Below are 26152 nucleotides of genomic sequence, written 5' to 3' on the forward strand. Positions count from 1 at the left end.
TCAGCTGCGGACGGCCTCGACGGCCGCCGCGAGCCGCCGGACACCCTCGTCGATCTTGTCGGCGGTCACCGCCGAGAAGGCCAGTCGGAGCGCGTGCTGCCCGCCGTCCAGCACGAAGTCGCTGCCCTTGACCACGGCGACCCCGCGCTCGGACGCCGCCGGGGCGAGCCGGTCGACCAGCACGTCCTCCGGGAACTCCACCCAGAGGAAGTAGCCACCGTCGGGCTCCACGAACTGCGCCTGCGGCAGGTGCCGGCGCAACGACTCGGCGAGCACCTGGGCCCGCTCGCCCAGCGCCGCCCGGACCGTCTCGATCGAGCGGTCGATGTCACCGGAGACGCAGAACTGGTGCACTATCGCCTGGGACACCATCCCGGGGGAGATGTAGAGGCTTGTCGCGTTCTTCGCGATGGAGGCGATCAGGTCGGCCGGGCCGACCAGGTAACCGACCCGCACACCCGGGCAGACCGTCTTGGTGAAGCTCGACGCGTGCACCACCACGTTGCGGGTGTCCAGCGAGAGCATCGACGGCAGCGCATCACCACGGAAGCGGATGTCCGCGTACGGGTCGTCCTCGAAGATCGTGAACTCGTACTCGGCGGCCAGGTCGAGCAACTCCCGGCGCTTCTCCAGGGACAGCGTCATGCCGGCAGGGTTCTGGTAGTTCGGGATGACGTGCGCGAGCCGGGGGCGGACCCCGGACTCCAGCAACTTGCGCAGCTCGGCAGTGTCCAGGCCATCCGGCTGGACGGCGATGCCGTGCAGCTCACTGCCCATCCGCTGGAGGTTGAGCAGCGTCCGGTCGTACGTCGGGCGCTCCACCACCACAGCGTCGCCGGGGCGGACCAGGTGGTCGAAGAGGAACGCGTCGGCCTGGAGCGACCCGTTGGTGACCAGCACCTGATCGGCCCCGACCCCGTGCTTCTCGGCGATCCACTGTCGCAGCGGGAGGTACCCGACGGAGGTGCCGTACGCCGTCACCCCCGCGGGGTCGGCGTCGAAGGCGCGGACGGCGGCGGCCTTGAGCCCCTCGACATCGACGATGTCCAGCGAGGGAGCCCCACGGGCAAAGGAGATCAACTGCTCGGCGGTCATGGATGTTGAGCGTACGGGCGGCGGTGGGGAACGCGCGGTCGGCACGGCGATGTCCGCATCCTGAGCCACCGGGTCGGGTGACCCCACTCCACCGGTCGGCGGCAGATCAGACCGGAAGGGCGAGCGCGTCGTGCTGCGCGGCCCGGGAAAGTCCCTCCAGTCGCACGCCGAGCGCGTCGAGGAGCTGACTCCAGTCGAAGTAGGAGCGCCAGGCGGTGATCCGACCCTTACGGGCCCGGACCACGTCGGCCACCTCCCAGCTCACCAGGCGGCCGGTTGGCGCGACGGTGCCGTACGGCGAATGCAGGGTGCCGGTGTGGGTGCCGGTCAGGCGCAGCTCGACCGCGGCGCCACCGCCGGTGCGGACGGCACCCATCGGGTCGACCCGCAGATCTCCGAAGGCGCCGGTCCAGGTGCGCAGAAGCGCGGGCAACTCGATCGGACGGACCGTCACGCCCGGCATGGCGTAGAACGCCTCCGGGGCGTAGAGATCCGGCAGCCGGGCCACGTCCCGGCGCAGGAGCATGGCGTACTGCTGCTCGACCAGCCGCTCCGCGTCGCGCATCGGGACCTCCCCCACGGGCCACGGCATCTCCGTGCCCGCAGAGAGAAGTACCCATCGATCCCATCGGCACACCCCTACCGGCAAGAGACTAGGCACCGAGATAGTCGGCGACGGCGAACGGGTCGTCGAGCGGGTCGTGCTCGATGATCAACCGCTGCCCCGCCCGGCCCCGGAGATCCTCGATCATGTCGAGGGACACCCCGGCCACTCCGCCGGACATGCTGACGTACTCCAGCATCGGCAGATCACCGAGAGCGCTGATGTCGCTGAGGCGATGACACCGGTTGAGGTACAACCTACGAAGCCGCGACTGGTTCCGGAGAAAGTCCAACGTGTGGATCCCGGAGTTACTCAGGTCGAGCACCTCCAGCGCGCCGAGATCCTTCAGTGGAGCGGTCGGCTGCGCCAGCAGCTCGCAGTTCGGCAGCACGAGATGGGTCAGCGACGGCATGCGGGGTAGCTGATCGAGGTGGGTCAGGTCCCGGATCCCGCCTGTACGCAGCACCTGGAGGCCGCCGGCCTGGGCAAGCGACATCAGGTCGGAGACGTAGACCGGGCCACCCAGTTCAATCTCGCGCAGGGTCACCGACAGCGCAGGGAGCGGCGCGCGACGTGTGGGAGCGAAGACCACGTTGAGGCGGCGCAGGCTGACACAGCCAGCGATCCCGCTGATGCCGTTCACCCCATCACTCGAACGGACCCGCAGGGTGCGCAGATTGCTGAGGGACGAGCAGAAGTCCAGGTCAGTGACTTGACAGGAATCCAACGAGAGGGTTCGAAGTCCTTCGAGCCGGGAGATCCAGGCAAACTCATAGATCTGCCGGCACCCGTCCAGCACCAGCACCCGCAGTGAACTCCGCCCCGCCAACGCCTCCACCTGCTCAGGCGGGACCGCGACGCAATCGACCAGATGGACCTCGGCCAGGTTCGGCAGTTGCGCCAGCTCCGCGAGATCGCTCACGTGGTGGCAGCCGGTGAGGTTGAGTCGCCGCAGCGTGGGCAGTGCGGCCAGCCCTGCCGTGCTGCGCAGCCCGGTCAGCTGCGAGCAGTCGAGTTCCTGCAGCTTGTCGAGCTTGGTCAGGCAGGAAAGGTCGGCCAACTCTCCGTCGATGGCGATCCGCACCGCGCGAGCCGACGTCACGTGCTTCAGCGCCTCGAGTTGTGGCCGTGTCCGGACAGCCACCTCGTGGCCGCCGAGTTCAAGTGGTGCCAGCACCTGCTGGGCGTACAGCTCGGCGTCGAAGCGATCCCAGGCAGAAAGAAGAGCTGGTACGACGGACGTGGCGATCGGAGACACCGCATAACGCGCGAGGATCTTCATCGCCGCTGGACCGCCGACCCGGGCCGCAGCCGCGATACAGGCGCTGACCACCTCCGGTGACCGCTGGTGGTGACCGTCCAGCCAGCTGAGCAACTCCTCGCCGAGGCCCGTCAGGGAGCGGGCCTCCTCGAGCGACCGAGGTGGCAGCACCTCCTCGATCATCGAGGAGGCCCGCCGCGCGACGGACTGACTCACCCGACCGGCGGCGGTGAGGCACTCGGCCGCCAGCAGGAGCAGGTCCCTGCGGTTCTCCATGGACATCTCGGCCACGTCCAGGATCGCCCCGACCAGAGCGGAGACCGCACGTTCCTGCACCGGTGCGCTTGCGGCGAAGACAATCACCCTCCGCCACTCCGGCTCCAGCACGTGCGCCACAAGGTCCTCGATCGGCCCGTCGGCGTACGCCCACCCGGTCAGAAACTCCTGGATCGAGCGGTGCGCGAACTGGGCCTGATCGTCGGCGACCCGCTGAAGCACGATGCTGCGGGACAGCAGGTGGGTGAGAGCATCCTCGGCCCGGACCCGCACCGACACCATGCCGTTGAGCTGCTCGGCGACGATCTCCAGGGCGGTCTTGGCCCGCAGGTCCAGGTCGACCGGGTCGCCGCGCTGCACGAGCTCCTCATCGCGCAGACGGCTCAACGGCTCCACTCGGATCGTCGTGGTGGAGGTCGCGGTCATGTGCATGGCGACCGCCTCCAACAGAATGAGCTTCTGCCGATAGGTGAGCCCGCCCTCGTCGCTCCGGTCGACCTTTCGCGCGTCGTCACGGAAGTGGATCAAAGCCTCCACCACGCGCTGGTAGAGATCGGCGCGGCTCTCCGGAGCGGAATCCGAGAGCTTGTGCGCGTAGAAGGCGCAGAGCATGGCGCACAGCAGGGGAGTCTCGCTCAGGTCGCGCACCGTCGGGCGGTTCTGGAAGTCGAAGATGAGCTGCCGGTGCTGCTCCCGGTATTCGTTGACCTTGCTCGCCACAGCGGTGCCGCTGATCAGCACGTTGAACCAGCGGTTGATGCAGTCCCGTGCCTCGCCTTCAGACATCGGCATCAACTGCAGGCCGTCGAAGTACCGGCGGGCGAACCACCCGTAGTCGAGGCTGTCGGGCCGGGACGTGACGATGAAGTTCGCCCTCGGGTGGGCCCTGAGCAGCTTGTCGAGCCAGACATACGCCCGCAACTTGTCGTGGTGGGACAGCTCGTCGAAACCGTCGAAGAGCACGACCGCCTCGCCACGGTCGAGACAGTCACGGACCCACGACCCCGGTACGTCTGAGCCGCGCCAGGCGGCTGCTCGGATCAGGTCCTCGTAGTTCGGCTCGCGACCGGGAACGAACGCGTAGCGCAGCTGGGCGACGAACGGTACGCATTCGGACCAGCTCGCCATGGACTCCGGGAGCCGGCGCTGCGCCGTGCTGATGGCCAACCACTGGCTGATCGTGGTCTTGCCCGACCCAGCCGATCCGGTGAGCAGCACCCGCGCCCCCCGTCCCCGCTCCCGGCCCGCGGCGATGCGACCGAGGGCGGCGTCGACGGCCGGGCTCACCTCTGCGGTCGCCTGCCCCCCGGTACCGGGGAACACCGAGGCCCGGAGCCGGATGTACGCCACGTCGACCGGATGGCGGCGCAACTCGATCGGCAGGTTCAGGCCGAACAGATCGGCGTACCTGTAGGTGCTCGCCACATCCGAGCGGTAGCCGGCCTCGAACCGGCTCATCTCCTCGGCCAGCCCTGGTCGGAACTTCGGCAGCACCACGCTTGTGATCCCGCGCTCCAGCATCGCGTCGATTCGCCGCGTTGCCACGTACGTCTCCCAGGCGACGTCGCTGTCGAAGCCAGGCAGGTCGCGGGCCAGCGCCGAGACGTACGCGGCCGACTCCGTGAGGTACAGCCTGCCGTAGGAGACCGCCTTCTCACCCAGACGATCGGTCCGCCAGCGACGCTCAGCGGCTGGTGCCAGGGCCGCACGGAGCTGCTCGGTGGTGATGGCCTCCTGGACGATCCGACTCTTACTCGGGCTGAACTTGGCCAGCGACTCCTCCACGCCCTGCACGGCGAGGCGACGTTCGGCGTCGTCCAGGCCAGCGTATTCGATCGACTCGATGCGTCCGAGTCGGTCGGCGATGCGGTCAGCCGCGTCGGCGAGCCGCCTGGGTAGCGCCTTGCCCTCGAGGCTGTCGGCATCCAATTTTCCGATCGCACCGACAACGTCCTCGATGCCCTGAATCCTCGCCTCGGCACTCGGAAACAGGATCTTGAAGCACCCGGCAATGATTTTCTTGGCCACACCCTCGCGCTGAACAGGTGACGTCATCGACCGACTCCCCAGCTTCGACGGACCACCAATTGTATTTCCGCCGAACCAGCCCCATCTGAGTCGGCCGATGCGCTGACGCCGCCGCTGCCCGATTCACCCTGGCTCAGACCGCAGTGGCGGCCTGGCTCTCCGACCAGACCCGCATGATGTCCCGCACGGAGATCACGCCGGCCACCTCCTGGCCGTCCAGCACCACCAGGTGCCGGAACCCGCCCCGGGCCATCGCGGCGGCGGCCTCGGCCACCGTCCACTCCGGCCCCGCGTAGACCACGTCCCAGGTCAGGTGGGCGCCGGTGCGTTCCACGTCGCAGTCCAGGCCGGCGCCGATGGCCTTCAACACGTCGCGTTCGGTCATGATCCCCACGCCCTCGGAATCCGGGTCGATCACGACCGCCGACCCGACACCGCGGGCCGACATCATCCGGGCCGCCTGTCGGAGCGTGTGCTCCGGACCGACGACGAGGACCTGGCTGGACATCGCATCCCGTACCTGCATCACACATCACCCCTTTGGGACGGTGGCATTCGGTACCGACATGGTGGTCGGTGGATGTTTCCTGGACAAGAGCGGCATCGCACAAGCTGCGGACGCTGGCTACTGTCGGATGGTGTCCACCGAGCCCCTGCGCTGCGCCGGCGCGCTGATCGTCGACCATGACGGCCGCATCTTCTTTCAGCGCCGCTCACCACATCGACGCCTGTTTCCCAACTGTTGGGACATCGTCGGCGGTCACGTGGAACCGGGCGAGGACATCGACGAGGCACTGCGCCGGGAGATCACCGAGGAGACCGGCTGGGTCCTCTCCCACGTCCTGGGCCAGGTGGGCGAATACAGCTACGTCGGCGACGACGGCGTGGCCCGGACCGAGTACGACTTCCTGGTCCGCGTCGACGGTGACCTCGACCGCCCGACGCTGGAGGCCGGCAAGCACACCGAGTACCGCTGGCTGGCCGAGCACGAGGTGACAGTGCTCGACGAGCACCGCGACGTCAACGACGGGCTGATCCGGCGGATCGCGGAGGAGGGCTTCGCCGTCCTGCGGTCGATCGGTCTGTGAACACCGTCGAGTTGGCGCCCCACCGGATCGCCGGGCTGCTCGCCCCGGCCGTGGACCGGACCTTCCGTGCCGGCATCCTGGCCGGCCGGGACGGTGGTGGCGCCGAATTGTCCCAGCGCTACGGCGGCGTCACGGCGACCGGCTTCCTGGTCGACCTTCGCACCCGGCTGGCCGCACCCGGTGGCACCGTCGACGGGCTCGGGTTCGCGGCGATCACCCGCTACCAGGACCCGGTCGTCTGCCGGCGGACGGTGGACAAGCAGGTGGCACACGGAATGATCTACCGCGGCCCGGACGGCGCCCTGTCCGCCACCGAGCGGGGCGCCGCCTTCCTCGCCGAGCTGTACCAGGTGCACGCCGAGGTCACCGAGGAGCTGTGGGCCGGCCACGACGACCGGGTGGCCCGGCTGGTGGCCATGCTCGGCCGACTGCTGTCGTACGCCCTGGTGCTGGCCGACGAGGAGGGGGACCGGGTCGCCTCGGCCTTCGCCGCGCTGGCGCCCCCGTACGAGCCGGACGGCACCCCGTCGGGCGTGCTGCTGCTCAACCGGCTCAGCACGCTGCGAAACCACCGGTCCGACGCGCACGCCGCCGCCTGGACTGCCGCAGGACACACCGCGTCGAGCATCGCCGCCCTGCCTGCCGGTCCCGAACGGCTCGCCATCGAGTTGGAGACCGACCGGCGGGCCGCCGGCCCGTACGCCGTGCTCAGCGCGGAGGAGCGCCTGACCATGCTGGCCGACCTGGCAGCCTTGCCCGGCTGACCCGGTTGGCCGGAGCGGCGCACCCGGCCGGCGCTATCCTCCAGCGGTGACGGGAGCAGGACGAGGGAGGATGTCGCGATGATCGGAATGGTGCTCGCGGCCGGAGCGGGACGACGGCTGCGCCCGTACACCGACACCCTGCCCAAGGCGTTGGTGCCGGTGGACGGCGAGACGACGATCCTGGACATTGCGCTGGGCAACCTCGCCGAGGTCGGGCTCACCGACATCGTGATCGTCGTCGGCTACGCGGCGGACGCGGTCCGCGAGCGGCAGGCCGACCTGGAGAAGCGGTACGGGGTCACGCTCACCCTTGTGCACAACGACAAGGCCGAGGAGTGGAACAACGCGTACTCGCTCTGGCTCGCCCGGGAGTACTTCGCGCGCGGGGTGCTGCTGGTCAACGGGGACACCGTGCACCCGGTGAGCGTGGAGGAGACCCTGCTCGCCGAGCGTGGCCCGGGCATCCTGCTGGCCGTGGACACCCTCAAGCCGCTGGCCGAGGAGGAGATGAAGACCACCTTCGACGCCGCCGGTCAGCTCACCCGGATCACCAAGCTGATGGACCCGGGCGAGGCGTACGGGGAGTACATCGGTGCGACGCTGATCGAGCCGCAGGTCGCCGACGCCCTCGCCGACGCGCTGGAGGCGACCTGGCGGCGGGACCCGAACCTGTACTACGAGGACGGCTACCAGGAGTTCTCCGACCGGGGCGGGGAGGTGCGGGCGGCGCCGATCGGTGACGTTCCCTGGGTCGAGGTCGACAACCACGCCGACCTGGCCCGCGCGCGGGAGATCGCGTGCCTCTACTAGCTCGGAGCGTCCTCACCCCGCTGCACATCGACGTGCGACGCGGGGCGGTCGCCGACCTGGGGGCGATCCTGGCCGACGGGCGGATCTCCTCCGGGGGTGACGTCGCGGTGGTGGTCGGCCCGGGTCAGGGCGCCCAGATCGCGGAGTTGATCCGACCGTCGCTGCGCTCGGCAGACGTCTTCACCGTCTCCGGCGGGACCCTGGACGCCGCCGACGACCTGGGCGGCAAACTCCGTGCCCGGTCGTACGACGCGGTGGTCGGCATCGGCGGCGGCAAGACCATCGACGTGGCCAAGTACGCGGCGACCCGCCGAGGGCTGCCGATGGTGTCGGTGGCGACCAGTCTCGCCAACGACGGGATCGCCTCCCCGGTCGCCAGCCTGATCACCGACGGGATCAAGGGCTCCTACGGCGTCCACATCCCGATCGGGGTGATCGTCGACCTGGACTTCGTGGAGAGCGGCCCGGACCGGCACAACCGGGCCGGCATCGGCGACGTGATCAGCAACATCAGTGCGCTGGCCGACTGGGAGCTGTCCCGGCAGGTACGCGGTGAGCCGGTCGACGGGCTGGCCGCGTCGCTCTCGCGAGCGGGCGCCGAGGCGGTGCTCAACCACCCTGGCGACATGAGCGACGACGCCTTCGTGATCGTCCTCGCCGAGGCGTTGATCTCCAGCGGCCTGGCGATGGCTGTCGACGGCACCAGCCGTCCGTGCAGCGGCGGCTGCCACGAGATCATGCACGCTGTCGACTCGCTCTTTCCCGGCACCGCCTCACACGGCGAGCTGGCCGGGCTGGGTGCGCTGTTCTGCACCTGGCTGCGCGGAGACCTTCGCCGCTTCGGGGAGATGTCTGCCTGCCTGGCCCGACACGGTCTGCCGCGGCTCCCCGCCGAGGTGGCGCTCACCGACGACCAGTTCATCGAGGCGGTGCAGTTCGCGCCGCGTACCCGGCCGGACCGGTACACCATCCTCGAACACCTGGCACTGTCGCCTACCGAGACCCGGGAGCGGCTGGCAGACTACGCCGGTGCAATCCGCGACCAGCTTGGCTGACCCCCGTCCCACCGTCGCCGACTTCCACCGGGTGAACCGGGGCGGCGGCCTGTTCAGCGAGTCGATCAGCCAGTGGCTGGGGGCCGTCTTCGCGCTCGTCGCCCAGCGGCTCGGGCTGCGACCGACAGCGTTGACCATCACCAACCTGGTGCTCGGGCTGGCCACCTCGGTCACCGTGGTGGCGCTCGCCGGCCCGGTCGCCGCCGGGGACGTACCGGCCTGGGTGGTCGGCCTGCTCGCCCTGGTCGGCTGGCAGGTGGCGTACTCCCTGGACTGCGCGGACGGGCAGCTGGCCCGGGTGACCGGCCAGGGCAGCGCGGCCGGCGCGCGCGTCGACGTGCTCTGCGACGTGGCCGCGCAGATCGCCCTGGTGGCAGCCCTGGCCGCCACCGCCGTGGCGCAGGAGCCGGCCACGCCGACGTGGCTCGTGGCGACCTTCGCGGGCACCTGGATGGTCAACCTGGTGACGTCGGTGATGCAGGCCGGCCCGAACGCGGCCAGCATGGTCACCTCGACCTCGCTGCCGGTGCGCCTGGTGAAGCTGGTCCGCGACTACGGCGCGGTGGTCTTCGTGGCCGCCCTGGTGCTCGCCGTGGCCCCCGCGCTGGTCCTCTGGGTGATGGTCGCCTTCACGATCGTCAACGGCGGCTTCCTGCTGGCGAGCATCGCCTTCTCGGCCCGCGCCTCCCTGCGCTGACCCACCAGCCCCTCACTCCGCGATCTTGCACTTGCTGTCGCGACACATGGGGCATCCCACCCCTATCGACGACCGAAACTGCAAGATCGGCGGGGTGGGGGTGGGGTCAGACAGGGTTGGGGGTTCGGGACAGGTCCGCGTAGATGTCGATGAGTTGCTTGGTGACCACGTCGGGGTGGAAGGTGCGCTCGTAGCGGGCGCGGGCACCCAGGGCCAGCCCGGACGCTCCGGTGCGGGCGACCGGCAGCGCGGCCGCGAGCGCGGCCGGCTCCGGAGCGACCACCCAACCGGCCTCGCCCAGACCGATCCCCGCCGGCATGGCTGACCCGCCGCCGCCCCCGGCGACCGCGGAGGCGACCTCGGCGGGCCCGGTGCCGGCAGGCTCGTGCGGGGCATCGGCCCCGACCAGGTACGGAATGCCGCCCAACGCCGTACCGAGCACCGGCCGGCCGTTCGCCAACGCCTCAATGATCACGGTGGGCAGCACGTCGTGCCACATCGCGGCGGCGATCACCACAGCGCTCGCCTCGACGGCGGCCTGCACGCCGGCCCGGTCGAGCTGACCGAGGTAGACCACGTCGGGTCGCTCGGCGGCGGCCGCTTCCACGAGTGGGCGCAGCTCACCGTCGCCGGCTATCCGCAGCGTGCCCAGCGCACCCACCGGGTGCCGGCGCCAGGCGTCCAGCAGCAGGTCGACGCCCTTCTCCGGGGAGAGTCGGGCCATGTAGAGGAACCCGTCGCCCAGCGGCGCCGGCCGACCCGGATCGGGTACGGAGTTCGGCTTCACCACGATGTGCTCGTCCGGAATGCCGTAGTCGCGGAGGTGGTCGGCGATCGCCGAGGTGAGCGCGATGTACCGATCCACCGAGCGCCAGGTGCCCCGGTGCACGGCCAGGGTGGTCGCCATCAGCGCGCTCTGCAGCGCCGAGTCGCGGTAGCAGCGGTGCTTGATCGCCGGCACACCCAACGCCCGACCCTTGCAGTCCTGACAGATCACGCCGTCGCGGAAGTAGATCCCCGACGAGCAGACCTGCCGGTAGTTGTGCACCGTCTGCACCACCGGCACGCCGTGCCGGTGCGCGGTCCGCACCACCCAGGGCGAGATCAGGGGGTACGGGTTGTGCAGGTGCAGAACGTCCGGTCGGTGTTCGGTGAGCAGCCGGCTCAGGTCGTGCTGGGCGCGCGGCGCCCAGATCGGCGAGATCGGCAGCAGCGCCTTCGCCGCCGTCGACATCGACGGGATCTCGTCCGAACTGCGGATGAAGGGCAGCACCTCGACGCCAGCGGCGGTGAGCTGAGCGATCTCCGAGTCGACGATCGTGTTCTCACCGGACGGCTGGGCTTCCCGGTACCGGTTGTGTGCCACCACGATTCTCACGGAGCTCGCCTCTCGTTCGCGATTGCGGGACTCGCGAGCTCATTCCTCACGCTCACGGCAAAGAAGGCTACCGTTGTGTCGTGCCCGAACTACCGGAGGTTGAGGCGCTCGCGGGTTACCTGCGTCAGCGCGCGGTGGGGCGGCGCGTCGATCGGCTGGAGATCGCCGCGATCAGCGCCCTGAAAACGTACGAGCCGGCGCCGACCGAGGTCGCCGGCCGGGCGGTGGTCGACGCCAGTCGGCACGGCAAGTTCCTCGACGTCCTCTTCGAGGGCGGAGTGCACCTGGTGGTGCATTTGGCGCGAGCAGGCTGGCTGCACTACCGGGAGGCGTTCCCCGCCACCACCCCACTACGTCCGGGCAAGGGCCCGATCGCGGTGCGGGTACGCCTGGATGACGGTTCCGGCTTCGACCTCACCGAGGCCGGCACGCAGAAGAAGCTGGCGGCGTATCTGGTCACCGACCTCGCGGCGGTCCCCGGGGTGGCCAAACTGGGCCCGGACGCGCTCGCCGCGGATCTACCCCTCTTCGCCGAGCGGCTGCGGAGCAGGCGGGGGCAGGTCAAGGGGGTGCTGACCGACCAGTCGGTGCTGTCCGGGGTGGGCAACGCGTACTCCGACGAGATCCTGCACGCCGCGAAGCTGTCCCCGTTCGCGATCACCGATCGGCTCACCGACGCCCAGATCGCCACCCTGCACGCCGCCACCCGACAGGTCCTCGGCGACGCGGTCGAGCGCTCCCTCGGTCAGCGGGCCGCGGAGCTCAAGGGCGAGAAGCGCTCCGGGCTGAAGGTGCACGCGCGCACCGGGCTGCCCTGCCCGGTCTGCGGGGACACAGTGCGCGAGGTGTCGTTCGCCGACTCCAGTCTCCAGTACTGCCCCACCTGCCAGACCGGCGGCAAGCCGCTCGCTGACCGTCGGTTGTCTCGCCTCGTACGGTGAGTAATTGCACTTCAGGGCTACGGAGCGGAATCGCCCTCCCTGAGTGGAAGCTCCGGTCCGCCCTTCTCGCCACGCGCGCATCCATCGGTATAGTGGCCCGGTCCCCGGCTTCTGAAATGGTGCGGAGCCGGCCAGATCCCGCCAGCACCGTCGGTCGCCAATCTCCTTCGGGGCGACGATCGGTCGGAGCCCGCGTGGGAGACTGGGACGGTGGGCGACCCGGGCCTTCACGCCGAGTGAGCGGCCCGTGTCATGCGGGAGGACATGGGTGAGGTGACGGCAAGCCTCCAGCGCCCGGTAACCAACGAAGGCCGGAGCAGACTCGTGCGGCACGTCGACAGCTTCGAGATCCAGCCGCCGACGCCGCCGTCACACAACGGCGTCCCTCGGTCGGCATGGACCAGGGCGCGACGCCGCGTCTCCCGTTGGCACCGCCCCTACACCGCGATCCTGCTGCTGCTCGACTTCGGCGCGGCGGCATTCGCCAGTTGGATCGCGATCCAACTGTTCGACCAGGCTGCCTCCGGGTTCTCCGACCTCAAGCAGGACCCGACCTGGTTCCACACCGTCTCCTACCTGCTGCTCCCGCTCGGCTGGGTGATCATCCTCTGGAGCAACCGGGCGTACGACCGCCGCTACCTGGGGCTCGGCCCGGACGAGTTCAAGCGGGTGATCCGGGCCGGGGTGACGGTCGCCGCGAGTGTCTCGTTCCTCGCCTTCGCCACCAAGACCGAGTTGTCCCGATGGACGGTCGGCACGGCCCTGCTCGGGGCGCTGCTGCTGATCCTGTGGGGCCGTTTCGTGGCCCGGTGGGCGCTGCACTACATCCGGCGGCGGGCCGGTCAGGCCGCCCACCGGATGGTGCTGGTCGGCACCCTGCCCGAGTGCCTGGAGGTCTACGCGGCGGTCACCCGCAGCCCGGCCGCCGGGCTGATGCCCGTCGCCATCCACATCACCGACGGGTACGCGGCGGCCCGAGGCATGCCCACCCCGGTTCCGGTGTACGCCGGACGCGACGTCCTGGCCCTGGTGCGTGAGGTCGGTGGGGACACCATCGCCGTCTGCGGGTCGGCCAGCGCGGAGCCGGGCGAGTTGCGGCGGCTGGCCTGGCAGCTGGAGGGCTCCGGCGTCGACCTGGTGGTCGCCCCGCAGCTCACCGACATCGCCGGCCCTCGGGTGCACATCCGGCCGATCGAGGGTCTGCCGCTGCTGCACGTCGAGGAGCCGACCCTCTCCGGGCCGGCGCTGCTGGCCAAGAACCTGATGGACCGGGTCGCCGCCGGCCTCGGCCTGCTGCTGCTGATCCCGCTCTTCCTGGCCATCGCCGTGGCGATCCGGATCTCCGACCCCGGGCCGGTCTTCTTCCGCCAGCCCCGGGTGGGGCACGAGGGGCGCACGTTCCGGGTGTGGAAGTTCCGGACCATGTACGTCAACGCCGAGGACCGGCTGGCCAGCCTGGTCGATCGGAACGAGACCGACGGCATGCTGTTCAAGATGAAGGAGGACCCTCGGGTCTTCCCGGTCGGTCGCTTCCTGCGGGCCACGTCGCTGGACGAGCTGCCGCAGCTGATCAACGTGCTGTGGGGCGAGATGTCGCTGGTCGGGCCCCGCCCGCTACCGGCCGACGACGGTGACTTCCTGGGTGACGTGCGGCGCCGACTGCTGGTCCGCCCCGGCATGACCGGGCTGTGGCAGGTCTCCGGCCGCTCCGACCTGTCCTGGGACGAGTCGGTCCGACTGGACCTCTACTACGTCGACAACTGGTCGCTCGCGTACGACCTGAGCATCCTGTGGCGCACCGTCGGGGTGGTGCTCGCCCGCAAGGGCGCGTACTAGAGGGTTGGCGCGCCGGCTCGCAGGGGCGAGGATCGCTGCGTGGCTGCCAACCTCTCCGCCGTGGTCGGCGTCGTCTCACTCGTCACCGCGCTGACCGCAGCCCTGCTGGCGGTGCTGCGGCTGCGGGCCCGCCGTGGCATCGCCACCGCCACCCAGCGGGCCACCTACGAGGTGCTGCACACCGCCGGCCTGGCCGCCGAGCCGCTGCGAGCGGGGTTGAGCGAGGCGGGCGCCGCGAAGGCCGTACGCCATCTGCGGGCGCTGGTGGGCGCGGTCGGGCTGGCGCTCACCGACGCCGACCGGCTGCTGGCCCTCGACGGGCGCGGCACGCACCACGGAGATCAACTGCTCGCGGCGGCCCAGCGGACGGTGGACACCGGCCGCTCGACAGTGCTGGGTGAGCAGGAGCTGCACTGCGACCGGGTCGACTGCCCGGTCCGCGGGGCTGTGGTCGCACCGCTGCTGGGGGCGGACGGCCGGGTGGTGGGCGCGCTGGTGGCGGTCGCCGACAGCCCGCCGCCTCCGGGGTTGGTGCAGGCCACCCTGGAGACGGCGCACTGGGCCGGCAACCAGCTCGCCCTGGCCGAGCTGGACTCGTCGCGGGAGCGGCTGGCCCGCGCCGAGATCCGGGCGTTGCGGGCGCAGATCAGCCCGCACTTCATCTACAACGCGCTGACCGCGATCGGCTCGTTCGTCCGCACCGACCCGGAGCGGGCCCGGGAGCTGATCCTGGAGTTCGCCGAGTTCACCAGGTACTCGTTCCGGGCGCACGGGGAGTTCACCACGCTGGCCGAGGAGCTGCGGTCGATCGATCGCTACCTGACCATCGAACGGGCCCGGTTCGGCGACCGGTTGCAGGTGCGGTTGCAGATCGCCCCGGAGGTGCTGCCGGTGACGCTGCCGTTCCTCTGCCTCCAGCCGTTGGTGGAGAACGCGGTTCGCCACGGGTTGTCCCGCAAGCCGGGCACGGGCATGGTGAGCATCGAGGCCCGGGACGCGGGAGCCGAATGCCACATCACGGTGGAGGACGACGGAGTGGGAATGGATCCGACCACGCTGACCGCCGGCATCGCCGAGCTGGCCCGCGGCACCGGTGACCCGGGCGACGACACGGGCCAGCACGTCGGCCTCTCCAACGTCGACGAGCGGTTGCGCTCGGTCTTCGGGGACCGGTTCGGCCTGGTCGTGGAGACCGGGCTTGGCTCGGGCACGAAGGTGAGCATGCGGGTGCCGAAATTCCACCCCGGCGTGCGGGCAGGGTCGTGAGCGAGCGAACCGGGTCGGGTGCGTTGAACGCATCCGGTTTCCTGCGCGTTCTCGCGGTGGACGACGAGCCGCCAGCGCTCGACGAGCTGGCGTACCACCTGCGGGCCGACCCCCGGGTGGCCCGGTTGCACACGGCCGGGGATGCCACCGAGGCGCTGCGGCTGTTGCGCGACGGCGACGTGGACGTGGTCTTCCTGGACATCCGGATGCCCGGCCTGGACGGCATGGAGCTGGCCCGGGTGTTGCGCCGCTTCGCCCGGCCACCGGCGATCGTGTTCGTCACCGCGTACGACGACGGCGCGGTGGACGCGTTCGATCTGGGCGCCACCGACTACGTGCGGAAACCGGTGCGCGCCGATCGGCTGGCCGAGTCGCTGCGCCGGGTGATCGGTTCGCGGGTGGTGCCGTCGCACCCGGCGGCGCTGGCCCGCGCTGAGGAGGACCCGACAATCCCCATCGAGTTGGCCGGCACCACCCGGATGCTGCCCCGATCGGCGGTGCGGTGGGTGGAGGCGCAGGGCGACTACGCCCGGTTGCACACCGCGGAGGGGTCGCACCTGGTGCGGGTCTCGCTGGCCACGCTGGCGGAGCGCTGGGCCGATGCCGGTTTCGTCAGGGTGCACCGGTCGTACCTGGTGCAGTTGAAGTTGATCGCGGAGTTGCGGCTGGTCAACTCCGGCTACGTGGTGGTGATCGACTCGACCGAGCTGCCGGTGAGCCGGCGGCACACCCGGGAGCTGAAGGACAAGCTGGTCAGGGCCGCGAAACAGGATTGGAGTCGCTGACCCGGGAATGGAACCAGCCCTACCGTACGTTGTACGCTAGTCCGTACGACTTCCGGGAGGCTTGCCGTGACCGCGACCCCGTTCGACGCCGAATCTGAGTTCGACCGCCAACTCGACCGACTGGTGCAGCTCGGCTACCCCGCCCTCGCCGGGCTGACCGAGAACGCCTTCCGCGACCTGGTCGCGCCACTGCGGGCCAGGGCGGTCGAGGGCACCGCCGGGCTGCCCGCCCCCACCGACGCCCGGGTGCCGTTCCTGCTGGTCATCACCCGGGAGCTGATCGGGGTGCCGGAAAGGGTGGAGCTCACCACAGTGGCCGGCAAGCGCAGGCCCGGCGTCGTCGACCGGAACTACGCCGAGGACGACCTGCCCCGCTTCGACCCGATCAAGGAGCTGGAGGTGCCGGCCGGGCCGGCGTACCTGCTCTTCGACGTCGACCGGGGCGAGGAGTTCCGCAACCTGGCCCCGGCAACGGCCATGGAGGGGATCACCGCGCAGGGCAGGTTGCCGCTGAGCATCGACGAGGGGCTCGCCTTCATCACGCTGCACCCGGCCGCGTTGGCGAGCAACCGGTGCTTCTCGCTGGTCGGCTCCCGCTGCGGCGACAAGCGGGTGCCTGCGCTCTGGATCAGCCAGGGCGCACCCAAGCTGGGCTGGTGCTGGTACGGCAACCCGCACACGTGGCTCGGCTCCGCCTCGGCCCGGCCGGAGCGCATCGGCCTGGAGTGACCGCCAGAGTGCATTGATCCACTGGGGACACCTGCCCGGTCGGGCAATTCCGCGGCCATCGTCGGCGACCTATTCTCCGTGTGCCGACTCCGTACGGGGCGCAGGGTTGGTGCGGGCAGAGCCTGCTCAGGCCGCCCCACCACCCTCACATTGGGACATCGATGCAGTTATCCCCAGCCCGCCGTGCCCTGCTGGCCGGTGCCGTCGTGGCGGCGCTCGTGCTGCCCGGCGCCACCCCGGCCCAGGCCGCGGCGACGGGCGCGGTCAGCGGACGACTGACCACCAGCGCAGGCACACCCGCCGCCGAGGTCGTGGTACAGATCTACCCTGCCGGCGGCTACGAAAGCATCGGTTACACCAACACCGACGCCGACGGCAACTACACAGTCGATGGGCTGCGGGCCGGCTCGTACCGGGTGGGCTACTTCCCCTGGTTGCGGCCCGAGCAGTACTACCACCAGAAGTCGCAAATGTCGGACGCTGAATCGGTCACGGTCACGGCGGGTGCCACCACCACCGTGGACGAGCAACTCTTCGGCACCGGCACCATCAACGGTCGGCTCGTCGACGCGCACGGTCGGCCTGTGCCGAGCGTGAGTATCAGCGCCAACGAGGTCGACACGTATGGCTGGGCCGGCGCACTCACCGACGAGGACGGCCGGTTCACCATCAACGCGCTGCCTGGCCGCTACCGGGTGAGCTTCAACCCGATCGAGGGGTCCTACCAGACCCAGTACGTCCCCGGAAAGCTCGACGAGGAAGGCGCCAGCGTCTTCGAGGTCAAGGTTGACGCGGCCACCGAGGTCAACGAGACGGTGCTGCCGGTGGGCAGCCTCACCGGCCGGTTCACCACCGCGAGCGGTGCACCCCTCGCCGACGCCCAGGTCGACATCACCACCGCCAACTCCTATGGCGGGGCATGGACGCAGACCGACCCGAACGGTGAGTTCAGCGTCCAGGTTCTCCAGGGCTCGTACAAGGTGGGTGTCTCCACCGGCGACCGGCAGCAGTACTACCGGGGCAAGCTCACCCCGGAGGCGGCCGACGTGGTCCAGGTTCGCGGCGGGCAGCAGACGACCATCGCGGACAGCCTGCTCGGCACCGGCTCGATCACCGTCAAGGCGGTCGACTCGATCACCGGCGCACCCGTGGCCACCTTCTGCGCTCAGTCGGTGTGCAGCAACGGCACCGGCACCGTCACCGTGAGCGATCTGCCGCAGGGCCAGCACGACATCTTCCTGTACGCGCCGGACGGCCACTACTTCTCCCGCCAACTCGACGGCGTACGGGTCAAGGCCGACAAGACCACCACACTTACGGTGAAGCTGCGGCCCGGCGCAGTCATCAGCACCACCATCGTCGACCGGCAGACCGGCGCACCGCTGTCGGACGTCTGCCTGGACGCGTTCCTGCCCAAGCAGGCCACCCTCCGTGACGGTAACGGCGAGTGCAGCGACAGCAACGGCCGGATCCAGGTGGGCCCGCTCACCGCCGGCAGCTACAAGCTCTTCGCGACGCCGCAGAACAATGCCTACGGTCGTCAGTGGGTCGGTGCCGAGGGCGGCACCGGAGACGAGCGACAGGCGGTCACGGTGGTCGCCAGCGTCGGGCAGGTCGCGACCGGCCCGCAGGTCAGGATGGACCGGGCCGGCAAGGTCACCGGCACCGTCACCGACGTTGCCGGCAAGCCGCTGACGAGCATCGACATCTCGGTGCTGACCGGGCACCCCGGCCTCGGGGTCCAGGACGCCAGCACCGACGAGCACGGCGTCTACACCATCGGACGACTCGGCCCGTACGCCTGGCCGTTGGTGTTCACCGGGCACCCGTACGCCAACGAGTGGTCCGGCGACAAGCACAGCCGGTTCACCGCCACGCCAGTGACGGTGACCGCCGGCGCGACCGCCACCCACAACGCCCAACTCGACCAGGGCGTCGAGCTGACCGGCACGTTCCGTACGCCCGACGGCACTCCGTTCACCGGCGGTTTCGTCGTCGCCCGCAGCGCCGACACGGGCGACATCGCGGGCAGCGGCTGGATCAGCGAGGGTCGCTTCGAGACCCGGCTTAAGGGGCCGCAGCGGGTCTTCTTCACCTACGAGGCATCCCTGGGCGAGGGCCAGCAGGTCAGCGGTCGCTACCTGGTGACCCAGCCGGACGGCAGCCGAAAGCTGGCGCTCTTCACCGTTCCGGCCAGCGGCAGCATGTCGGTGGACCTGGTCGTACCGGTCAACTGACGGTTCGGTGCAGCAGCGGGGCCGGCGGCATTTTGCCTCCGGCCCCGCTCCGCATCCGAGTTATCCACAGCCCTGAGCGGTTCTCCACAGGTTATTCACAACGCAAACCACTGATCTCCACGGCCGCTCCCTACAGTCAGGACCCATGAAAGAACGCCGGGTACTGGTGGTCGAGGACGAACGGACCATCGCCGAGTCCATCGCCGCCCGACTACGGGCCGAGGGTTTCACGGTGGAGATCGCGGCGGACGGGCCCAGCGCGGTCGCGCAGTTCCACGCCGTACAGCCGGATCTCGTCGTCCTCGACGTGATGCTGCCGGGCTTCGACGGCCTGGAGGTGTGCCGCCGGATCCAGGCTGACCGGGCGGTGCCGGTGCTGATGCTCACCGCCCGGGACGACGAGACCGACCTGCTCGTGGGGCTGGCGGTCGGCGCGGACGACTACCTCACCAAGCCCTTCTCGATGCGGGAACTCACCGCCCGGGTGCATGTTCTGCTGCGCCGGATGGAGCGTGCCGCCGCCACTCCCGCGCCGCCCGCCATCCGCCTCGGCGACATCGAGATCAACGAGGCCGAGCGACGGGTCCGCCGGGCCGGAGCGGACGTGCACCTCACCCCGACCGAGTTCGACCTGCTGGTCCACCTCGCGGGTCGACCCCGCACTGTGCTCCCCCGGGAACGGCTGCTCGCCGACGTCTGGGGATGGGGCGACGGGAGCGGCACCCGCACCGTGGACAGCCACATCAAGGCTCTGCGCCGCAAGCTGGGTGCCGACCTCATCCGCACTGTGCACGGGGTCGGCTACGCCCTGGAGCTGCCGTCATGACGGCGACCCTGCTCACCCGGCTGGACCGGGTGCTGGAGCTGCTTCCCCGACCGCTGGACCCGGTGCGCTCGATCAAGCTGAAGCTGGGTGTGCTGCTGGTCGCCTCCGGGGCGGCCGGGCTCGCCTACTTCTCGTACGGCATCGGCTGGCCGCCGCCGATCACCTCGGCCACCGCCATCGCCGTCGCCCTGCTGACCTCGCAGGTGCTCGCCCACGGCATGACCTCGCCGTTGCGGGACATGACAGCGGCCGCCGGCGCGATGGCCCGCGGCGACTACACACGTCGGGTACGCGCCACCTCCCGTGACGAGGTCGGCGAGCTGGCCCAGGCGTTCAACAAGATGGCCGAGGATCTGCACGCCGCCGACCAGCGTCGACGCGAGCTGATCGCGAACGTGTCGCACGAGCTGCGTACGCCGATCACCGCGTTGCAGGGCGTGCTGGAGAACATGGTGGACGGAGTGGCCGACCCCGAACCCGCGGCGCTGCGTTCGGCGCTGGCCCAGACCGAACGGCTCGGGCACCTCGTCGCCGACCTGCTCGACCTGTCCCGACTCGACGCCGGGGTGGTGCCGCTGCGGCGCGTACGCATCGACGTAGGGGATTTCCTCGACGAGGCGGTGGAGCACGCCACGGCCAGCGCGTCCGGCGCCGGCCTGGACGTGAGCTTCCAGCTCCGCAACCTGCCGGCACCGCTGACGGTCCACGCGGACCCGTGGCGGCTGCACCAGGTCTTCGCGAACCTCCTCGACAACGCTGCGCGACACAGCCCGCCCGGCGGCACGGTGCGGGTGAGCGCAGAGGAGCACGACGACCAGCTCCGCTTCGAGGTGAGCGACGAGGGCCAGGGCATTCCGCCGGCCGAGCGTTCCCGGGTGTTCGAGCGGTTCACCCGCGGCGACCGGTCGGCGGGTGGTGGGACCGGGCTCGGCCTGGCCATCGCCCGCTGGGTCGTCGAACTGCACGGCGGTCGGATCGGTGTCCTCGATCCCGCCGGACCAGACCGGGGTGACCGGCCCGGCTGCCGCATCCAGGTCACCATCCCGTGCGACGGGCCGTACCGAGAAGAGGCCGCATGACCAGCCCCGGCAGCACCCCGCTCCCGGCCGGGCCGACCGGGCCGCCGCAGGTCGCCCCAACCGTCAGACCCGGACCGGCCGCACCGCCGGCAGCCGGTCGGCCCCAGGCAGCTCCGGTCGCACCGGCCCTGCCCCGGCCGCCATCGATGATCGCGCGGCGCTGGCCGGGACCATCCAGCGATGCGGGTCCGCTGGTGCTGGTGGCGTCGACGGCGGCGGCAGTCGTCGGCGCCTCGGTGCTCACGATGGTTCGTCCGGGTCTCGGCTGGCTGGTCGCCGCGTTGGGCGGCGCGGCCGCCCTCAGCACCGCCGCCGTCGTCAGGTCCGGGGCATCCTCCCCGGCTGCGGGCCGCACCGAGCCGACCGAGCCCGGCACCGCAACCGGCGCCGAACCCGCCCGTCCCGGTGCCACGGGGGCACCGGGGCGGGTGGCGCAGGCCGCCTGGGCTGCCGCGACGGTCGCGCTGGTCGCCGTCGGCACGTTCCGGGCCGCCGGTTGGCTCTTCGCGCTCTGCCTGCTCGCAGCGGTGGGGACGGGGACGCTCGCGGTGACCGGCGGGCGAAGCCCGCTCGGAATGCTGGTCGCCGTGACCCTGCCGCCGGCCGCGACGGTACGGGCGCTCCCGTGGGCGGGACGCGGAGTGCGGAACAGCCGCCCGGTGGGGTCGGGGATCGGGTTCGGACGCATCGTGACCAGCCTGGCGGTGTCCGCCGTCCTGCTGACGCTGTTCGGGCTGCTCTTCGCCTCCGCCGACGCGGTCTTCGCCAACCTGGTCGGCGGTCTGCTGCCCGACATCGCGCCGGCCGGTGTGATCGGCTGGTTGCTGCGGCTGATCCTGATCGGTTGTGGTCTGCTCGGTGGCGCGTACCTGGTCAGCCGCCCACCCGACCTTGAGGGCCTGCGACCGGCGTCGTCACGGCCGGCCCACCGGCTGGAGTGGACCCTCCCGCTGGTGTTGCTCGACGCCCTGTTCGCCGCGTTCGTGCTGGTCCAGCTGACGGTGTTGTTCGGCGGGGCGGGGCACGTGCTGCGGACCGCCGGGCTCACCTACGCCCAGTACGCCCGCGGCGGCTTCTGGCAACTGCTCGCCGTCACCGCGCTCACCCTGCTGGTGATCGCGATCGCCGCCCGCCGGGCGCCGAAGGCCACCCGGGGGGACCGGCTGCTGGTCCGCGTACTGCTCGGCACGCTCACCGCGCTCAGTCTGGTGATCGTCGCCTCGGCGCTCTACCGGATGCAGGTCTACGCCGACGCGTACGGTGCCACCCGGCTGCGGCTCGTCGTGTCGACAGTCGAACTCTGGCTGGGGCTGCTCTTCGTCCTGGTCGGGGTTGCCGTGACGCGGTTGCGGGCCGACTGGCTCCCCCGGCTGGTGGTCGGCACCGCGGTGCTGGCGCTGCTCGGGTTGGCCCTCCTCAACCCGGATCGGCTGATCGCCGAACGGAACGTCGACAGGTACCTGGAGACCGGCCGGTTGGACGTCAGCTACCTGTCCGGGCTGTCGGCCGACGCCGTACCGGCCCTGGGTCGGTTGCCCGAGCCGATGCGTTCCTGCGCGCTGGGGGAGATCGCCGCCGAACTGCCCCGGGACGGCTTCTGGGCGACGAACGTCGGCAGGGAACGCGCCCGGCGGGTTCTCGACACGATCCCGGTGAACGCCAGCGTGACCGACTGCCCCGGGTTACGACGCTGGTGAGCGTGAACGCTTGACAATCGCGCACGGCGGGCGAGACTGCCGGGGTGGCCAAGCAACTCCCTGACGTGGGGTCGAGCGGTGCGGTACCGCCGCCCCGGCGGTCCCGGATCGTGCTGGCCGAGATCACCAGGCAGGACACCCGCGCCGAGCGGACCCGCGCCGAGCTGGCCCAGCAGACCCAGGTCGGCGAGGCGCTGGTCCGCGGCCTGGTCCGGGCCCAACTCGCGCTGGCGCTACGGCTGTCCCTGGTGGTGGCCATCGGGTTGGGCGGGCTGCCCTGGCTGTTCGCGATCGCGCCCTCGCTCGGCCGGACCACCGTCGCCGGTGTCAACCTGCCGTGGTTGCTGCTCGGGGTGGCCTCCTTCCCGTTCCTGATCGGCGTGGGCTGGGCGTACGTGCGGCTGGCCGAGCGCAACGAGCAGGACTTCACCGACCTGGTGCAACGGCCGGAGCGCTGAGTGGGCAACGACTTCGTGGTCCCGGCCATCGTCGCGGTCACCCTGGTCACCGTCGGGATCGGCTTCTACGGGCTGCGGTTGGCCCGGACCACTTCCGACTTCCTGGTGGCCTCCAGGGCGATCAGTCCGACCTGGAACGCCGCAGCCATCGGCGGGGAGTACCTGTCGGCGGCGAGCTTCCTCGGCATCGCCGGCCTGGTCCTCAAGTACGGCGTGGACGTGCTCTGGTACCCGGTCGGCTTCGCCGCCGGCTACCTGGCCCTGCTGCTCTTCGTGGCCGCGCCGCTGCGGCGCTCCGGGGCGTTCACCCTGCCCGACTTCTGCGAGCTGCGGTTGGGGTCGCGTCGGCTCCGCATCCTGGCCACCGCCTTCGTGATCTTCATCGGTTGGCTGTACCTGGTGCCGCAACTCCAGGGCGCCGGTCTGACCCTGGCCACTGTGGCCGGCTCCCCGTACCCCCTCGGCGCCCTGCTGGTCGCGGCAGTGGTCACCGCTAACGTGGCGCTGGGCGGCATGCGGGCGATCACCTTCGTGCAGGCGTTCCAGTACTGGCTCAAGCTGACCGCTCTCGCCGTACCGGTGATCTTTCTGGCCCTGCAGTGGCAGGCCGACGGCCGCCCGGCGGTGACCCCACCCGACGGGCCGACGTTCCGGGCCGCGACCACCGTCGTGGTGGAGCACCGCGCGACCCTCACCCTGCCCGGCGGCGACATCCGGGAGGTACGCCCCGGCGACGAATTGACCTTCGCTGCCGGTGATCCGGTGCCGGACGTGTCCGGGGTGGCCACCGACGCCAACGACTGGTTGCTGCCCAGCGCCGCCGGTGACGACGACCGGGGCCTGTTCGCCACGTACTCGCTCATCCTGGCCACCTTCCTGGGCACCATGGGTCTGCCGCACGTGCTGGTGCGCTTCTACACCAATCCGGACGGCGCGGCGGCCCGCCGAACCACCCTGGTCGTGCTGGCGTTGGTCGGCGCGTTCTACCTGCTGCCCACCCTGTACGGCGTCCTCGGCCGGATCTACACCCCGCAGTTGCTGCTCAGCGGCCAGACCGACGCGGTGGTGGTGCTGCTACCCGAGGCGGCCCTGGGTGACGGCCTGGCCGGGCGGCTACTCGCCGCGCTGGTCGCCGCGGGGGCGTTCGCGGCGTTCCTCTCCACCTCGTCCGGTCTGCTGACCAGCGTCGCCGGGGTGATCTCGACGGACGTGCTCGGTCGGGGTTCGGTACGCGGGTTCCGGCTGGCCACCGTCATCGCCGGTGGTGTGCCCGCGGTGCTGGCGCTGCACGTCTCCGGGCTGGACGTGTCGCAGGTCGTCGGGCTGGCCTTCGCGGTCGCCGCGTCGAGCTTCTGCCCGCTGCTGGTGCTCGGCATCTGGTGGCGTGGGCTGACCGACGTGGGCGCCACCGCCGGCGTGGTGGCCGGCGGTGGCGCGGCGATCGGCGCGGTGCTGGTCACAGTGCTCGGCCCACCGCTGTCCGGCTGGCCGGCCACGCTCATCGCGCAGCCGGCCGCCTGGACGGTGCCGCTGGCCTTCACAGTGATGGTCGCCGTGTCGATGGCGACCCGCCGGCGAGCCCCGGCCGACATCGCCGCCACCATGCTCCGCCTGCACACTCCGGAAGCCCTCCGCATGTAGGCGCGAATCTGTCGAGGCCGGCTGTTCCGGCCGGCGGTCCGCCGGGCTCAGCAGGCGTCGGTGCCGGCGCACAGTCGGTCGGCTGCCCGTTGTGCCAGTTGTCGGGCCTCCGTCCTGTTGGTCAGGCTGCCCAGCCAGACCTCCGCGACCAGATCACCCTGGCGAACGAAGAGCGTGTAACTGATCAAGCGTTCGGCGTCGAATCTGATCAGAAGCGAACCGTCACCGACGAATCCCGAGTCGACAACAGACAACGAGTACTGCTCGCGCGGCTGATCGCATTCGGTCACCGTCCGGGCCCAGGTGATGGTGGCCTTCGCGCCGTCGAGGGAGTACCGCCGTACCCGCTCGATGACCGGTGACGCATCGGGTTTTCCGAACACCGCACCCCGCTCGGCGCGCTCCTCAGCCGACAGCCTCGGTGTGTCCGTGCAGGCGTTGCTGGCAGCGAAATTGAACGACCAGTCGCCGTCCATGTCAGTTCCGGCCGCCCGGAAACCGCGCGGAAGGTCCGACGCTCGCAGCAGCGCGTCCGCTGGGATGGCCGGGCTGGTGGAACCTCTCGACGGGCTGCCGCTGGTCGTCGACGGGCTCGACGGTGGCGCGCCAGGGGTGTTGCGGGTCGAGGGCGTCGGAGACGGGGTCGGGGCGGCCGACGGCGTGGGTGTCGGGGTGGGTGATCCGGTCGCCGGCAGCACCGGTGTCGGCGCCCCCTCCCGACCGCCGGCCAGCGCCACCGCCCCGGTGGCCACCAGGGCCACCGCCACCACACCGGCGAGCGCCGCCGCGATCCTCGTCTGACGGGTCCGCCGCCGGCCGCGCTCCCGCACCTGCTCGGTCGGGGCCCAGCTCAGGTGCTCGGTGTCCTGGAACAGGTCGACGAAGGGCTGATCAGGCATTGCTGACCTCCTCGGGGAGGGTGGTGCCGAGCAGAGGTGCGAGGGCCTTGCGCCCTCGGGCGAGCCGGGCCTTGACAGTGCCGACCGGAACAGCAGTCCGCGTCGCGATGTCCGCGACCGAGAGATCCGCGAGGTGGTGCAGGACGATCGCCTCGCGTTGGTCCCTCGGCAGCTGGCGTAACGCGGCGACCAGCGCGACGGTGTTCTCCGATGGTGGTCCGACAGCGGTCACCGGACCGTTCCGCCGATGGGCGGTGATCCCGTTACGAATCTTCCGCCAACGGTTCTGGAGGAGGCGGTGTCCCACGACGTGCACCCACGCCTCTGGATCGTCGTACTCGCTGATGCGCCGCCACCGCTGCCAGGCCCGCACGTACGCCTCCTGTGCGGCGTCCTGTGCCTCGTGGATGTCGCCACCGAGCGCGTACAGCACTGTGACGACCCGGTGCCTGCTGGCTCGGTAGAACTCCTCGAAGCCGTCATCCCTGTGCAATGTCCCCTCCCCGTGTCGCTGCCTGCCTCAGTCACCCCCCAGCACGGTGTCAGGTTGCATCAGCTCGCCACGCTGGCTTGGCCCGCTCCGCGATCTTGCACTTTCTGTCGCGACATAAGTCGCATATCTCCCATGTCGACAACCGAGACTGCAAGATCGGCGCGATCTCTTGCCCGGGGGCTCGTCCGCCTCGGGGATGATCGCGGGTC

At 70.7% G+C, this 26152-nt stretch carries 23 protein-coding genes; 16 read left to right on the forward strand and 7 right to left on the reverse strand.

Translation table 11 applies throughout. From position 1 onward, the window contains the following. The 4 genes from ACLJOK_RS15275 to ACLJOK_RS15290 all read right to left on the reverse strand — a co-directional run bounded on the left by ACLJOK_RS15275 (position 1) and on the right by ACLJOK_RS15290 (position 5790). Positions 1-1095, reverse strand: coding sequence for a PLP-dependent aminotransferase family protein (locus ACLJOK_RS15275; RefSeq protein WP_410819483.1), 1095 nt, complete (start codon positions 1093-1095; stop codon positions 1-3). Positions 1096-1201: 106 nt separating this feature from the next. Further along, complete coding sequence (locus ACLJOK_RS15280; RefSeq protein ID WP_355583700.1) at positions 1202-1660, reverse strand: ester cyclase; 459 nt, start codon at positions 1658-1660, stop codon at positions 1202-1204. Positions 1661-1748: 88 nt separating this feature from the next. Beyond that, positions 1749-5291, reverse strand: coding sequence for an NACHT domain-containing protein (locus ACLJOK_RS15285; protein WP_410819485.1), 3543 nt, complete (start codon positions 5289-5291; stop codon positions 1749-1751). Between the two features lie 106 nt (positions 5292-5397). Next, positions 5398-5790: a cyclic nucleotide-binding/CBS domain-containing protein gene (locus ACLJOK_RS15290; protein ID WP_410819487.1), complete on the reverse strand. Its 393-nt coding sequence runs from the start codon at positions 5788-5790 to the stop codon at positions 5398-5400. A 109-nt stretch (positions 5791-5899) separates the two neighbouring features. On the opposite strand from ACLJOK_RS15290, the gene ACLJOK_RS15295 reads away from it, so the two are divergent. The 5 genes from ACLJOK_RS15295 (at position 5900) to ACLJOK_RS15315 (ending at position 9678) form a co-directional block, all read left to right on the forward strand. After that, on the forward strand, positions 5900-6352 hold the full coding sequence (locus ACLJOK_RS15295) for an NUDIX hydrolase (protein WP_410821503.1): 453 nt from the start codon (positions 5900-5902) through the stop codon (positions 6350-6352). Further along, positions 6349-7116 carry a hypothetical protein gene (locus ACLJOK_RS15300; protein ID WP_410819488.1) on the forward strand — a complete coding sequence of 256 codons (768 nt, stop codon included), beginning with the start codon at positions 6349-6351 and terminating at the stop codon, positions 7114-7116. The genes ACLJOK_RS15295 and ACLJOK_RS15300 overlap by 4 nt, the downstream gene beginning before the upstream one ends. Before the next feature lie 78 nt (positions 7117-7194). Further along, the gene (locus tag ACLJOK_RS15305) at positions 7195-7926 is read left to right on the forward strand and encodes a sugar phosphate nucleotidyltransferase (protein WP_410819490.1); all 732 of its coding nucleotides are present in this window, start codon (positions 7195-7197) and stop codon (positions 7924-7926) included. Then, positions 7914-8981: an iron-containing alcohol dehydrogenase family protein gene (locus tag ACLJOK_RS15310; RefSeq protein ID WP_179781433.1), complete on the forward strand. Its 1068-nt coding sequence runs from the start codon at positions 7914-7916 to the stop codon at positions 8979-8981. Before ACLJOK_RS15305 ends, ACLJOK_RS15310 begins: the two co-directional genes overlap by 13 nt. Beyond that, positions 8956-9678: a CDP-alcohol phosphatidyltransferase family protein gene (locus ACLJOK_RS15315; protein WP_238681621.1), complete on the forward strand. Its 723-nt coding sequence runs from the start codon at positions 8956-8958 to the stop codon at positions 9676-9678. Before ACLJOK_RS15310 ends, ACLJOK_RS15315 begins: the two co-directional genes overlap by 26 nt. Before the next feature lie 106 nt (positions 9679-9784). Here the strand turns inward: ACLJOK_RS15315 and ACLJOK_RS15320 are convergent, their stop codons facing one another. Continuing rightward, complete coding sequence (locus ACLJOK_RS15320) at positions 9785-11056, reverse strand: glycosyltransferase (protein WP_410819492.1); 1272 nt, start codon at positions 11054-11056, stop codon at positions 9785-9787. A gap of 80 nt (positions 11057-11136) precedes the next feature. On the opposite strand from ACLJOK_RS15320, the gene ACLJOK_RS15325 reads away from it, so the two are divergent. The 11 genes from ACLJOK_RS15325 to ACLJOK_RS15375 all read left to right on the forward strand — a co-directional run bounded on the left by ACLJOK_RS15325 (position 11137) and on the right by ACLJOK_RS15375 (position 24551). Beyond that, a complete protein-coding gene (locus ACLJOK_RS15325) occupies positions 11137-11997 on the forward strand; it encodes an Fpg/Nei family DNA glycosylase (protein ID WP_238681619.1) in 861 nt (286 codons plus the stop codon). A gap of 264 nt (positions 11998-12261) precedes the next feature. Then, positions 12262-13833, forward strand: a complete 1572-nt coding sequence (locus ACLJOK_RS15330) for a sugar transferase (protein ID WP_410821504.1) — start codon at positions 12262-12264, stop codon at positions 13831-13833. A gap of 39 nt (positions 13834-13872) precedes the next feature. Beyond that, positions 13873-15099, forward strand: a complete 1227-nt coding sequence (locus tag ACLJOK_RS15335) for a sensor histidine kinase (protein ID WP_238681618.1) — start codon at positions 13873-13875, stop codon at positions 15097-15099. A gap of 23 nt (positions 15100-15122) precedes the next feature. Beyond that, positions 15123-15884, forward strand: coding sequence for a LytR/AlgR family response regulator transcription factor (locus ACLJOK_RS15340; protein ID WP_088950711.1), 762 nt, complete (start codon positions 15123-15125; stop codon positions 15882-15884). Between the two features lie 66 nt (positions 15885-15950). Beyond that, positions 15951-16613 (forward strand): DUF5701 family protein, encoded by a 663-nt coding sequence (locus tag ACLJOK_RS15345; protein ID WP_410819495.1) that lies wholly within the window; start codon positions 15951-15953, stop codon positions 16611-16613. A 161-nt stretch (positions 16614-16774) separates the two neighbouring features. Then, a complete protein-coding gene (locus ACLJOK_RS15350) occupies positions 16775-18850 on the forward strand; it encodes a carboxypeptidase regulatory-like domain-containing protein (RefSeq protein ID WP_410819497.1) in 2076 nt (691 codons plus the stop codon). A 145-nt stretch (positions 18851-18995) separates the two neighbouring features. Further along, a complete protein-coding gene (locus ACLJOK_RS15355; RefSeq protein WP_238681615.1) occupies positions 18996-19676 on the forward strand; it encodes a response regulator transcription factor in 681 nt (226 codons plus the stop codon). Continuing rightward, the gene (locus ACLJOK_RS15360; RefSeq protein WP_410819499.1) at positions 19673-20755 is read left to right on the forward strand and encodes an ATP-binding protein; all 1083 of its coding nucleotides are present in this window, start codon (positions 19673-19675) and stop codon (positions 20753-20755) included. The genes ACLJOK_RS15355 and ACLJOK_RS15360 overlap by 4 nt, the downstream gene beginning before the upstream one ends. Before the next feature lie 200 nt (positions 20756-20955). Beyond that, on the forward strand, positions 20956-22452 hold the full coding sequence (locus ACLJOK_RS15365) for a DUF4153 domain-containing protein (RefSeq protein WP_410819501.1): 1497 nt from the start codon (positions 20956-20958) through the stop codon (positions 22450-22452). Between the two features lie 44 nt (positions 22453-22496). Further along, positions 22497-22910 carry a hypothetical protein gene (locus ACLJOK_RS15370; RefSeq protein ID WP_238687560.1) on the forward strand — a complete coding sequence of 138 codons (414 nt, stop codon included), beginning with the start codon at positions 22497-22499 and terminating at the stop codon, positions 22908-22910. Then, complete coding sequence (locus ACLJOK_RS15375) at positions 22911-24551, forward strand: cation acetate symporter (RefSeq protein WP_410819503.1); 1641 nt, start codon at positions 22911-22913, stop codon at positions 24549-24551. 47 nt (positions 24552-24598) lie between these two features. Here ACLJOK_RS15375 and ACLJOK_RS15380 read toward each other — a convergent pair whose 3' ends face one another. Continuing rightward, positions 24599-25450 carry a hypothetical protein gene (locus tag ACLJOK_RS15380; protein WP_410819505.1) on the reverse strand — a complete coding sequence of 284 codons (852 nt, stop codon included), beginning with the start codon at positions 25448-25450 and terminating at the stop codon, positions 24599-24601. Further along, positions 25443-25943, reverse strand: a complete 501-nt coding sequence (locus ACLJOK_RS15385) for a SigE family RNA polymerase sigma factor (RefSeq protein WP_410819507.1) — start codon at positions 25941-25943, stop codon at positions 25443-25445. The genes ACLJOK_RS15380 and ACLJOK_RS15385 overlap by 8 nt, the downstream gene beginning before the upstream one ends. Positions 25944-26152 lie beyond the last annotated feature (209 nt).

It is taken from the genome of Micromonospora sp. 050-3 (genome assembly GCF_046549335.1).
GTDB lineage: Bacteria > Actinomycetota > Actinomycetes > Mycobacteriales > Micromonosporaceae > Micromonospora > Micromonospora trifolii.

What these genes read in the sequence shown, in the direction of transcription:
- ACLJOK_RS15275 (WP_410819483.1), bottom strand. Translation starts at nt 1,095, where the DNA reads ATGACCGCCGAGCAGTTGATCTCCTTTGCCCGTGGGGCTCCCTCGCTG.
- ACLJOK_RS15280 (WP_355583700.1), bottom strand. Translation starts at nt 1,660, where the DNA reads ATGCGCGACGCGGAGCGGCTGGTCGAGCAGCAGTACGCCATGCTCCTG.
- ACLJOK_RS15285 (WP_410819485.1), bottom strand. Translation starts at nt 5,291, where the DNA reads ATGACGTCACCTGTTCAGCGCGAGGGTGTGGCCAAGAAAATCATTGCC.
- ACLJOK_RS15290 (WP_410819487.1), bottom strand. Translation starts at nt 5,790, where the DNA reads ATGCAGGTACGGGATGCGATGTCCAGCCAGGTCCTCGTCGTCGGTCCG.
- ACLJOK_RS15295 (WP_410821503.1), top strand. Translation starts at nt 5,900, where the DNA reads ATGGTGTCCACCGAGCCCCTGCGCTGCGCCGGCGCGCTGATCGTCGAC.
- ACLJOK_RS15305 (WP_410819490.1), top strand. Translation starts at nt 7,195, where the DNA reads ATGATCGGAATGGTGCTCGCGGCCGGAGCGGGACGACGGCTGCGCCCG.
- ACLJOK_RS15330 (WP_410821504.1), top strand. Translation starts at nt 12,262, where the DNA reads ATGGGTGAGGTGACGGCAAGCCTCCAGCGCCCGGTAACCAACGAAGGC.
- ACLJOK_RS15350 (WP_410819497.1), top strand. Translation starts at nt 16,775, where the DNA reads ATGCAGTTATCCCCAGCCCGCCGTGCCCTGCTGGCCGGTGCCGTCGTG.
- ACLJOK_RS15355 (WP_238681615.1), top strand. Translation starts at nt 18,996, where the DNA reads ATGAAAGAACGCCGGGTACTGGTGGTCGAGGACGAACGGACCATCGCC.
- ACLJOK_RS15360 (WP_410819499.1), top strand. Translation starts at nt 19,673, where the DNA reads ATGACGGCGACCCTGCTCACCCGGCTGGACCGGGTGCTGGAGCTGCTT.
- ACLJOK_RS15380 (WP_410819505.1), bottom strand. Translation starts at nt 25,450, where the DNA reads ATGCCTGATCAGCCCTTCGTCGACCTGTTCCAGGACACCGAGCACCTG.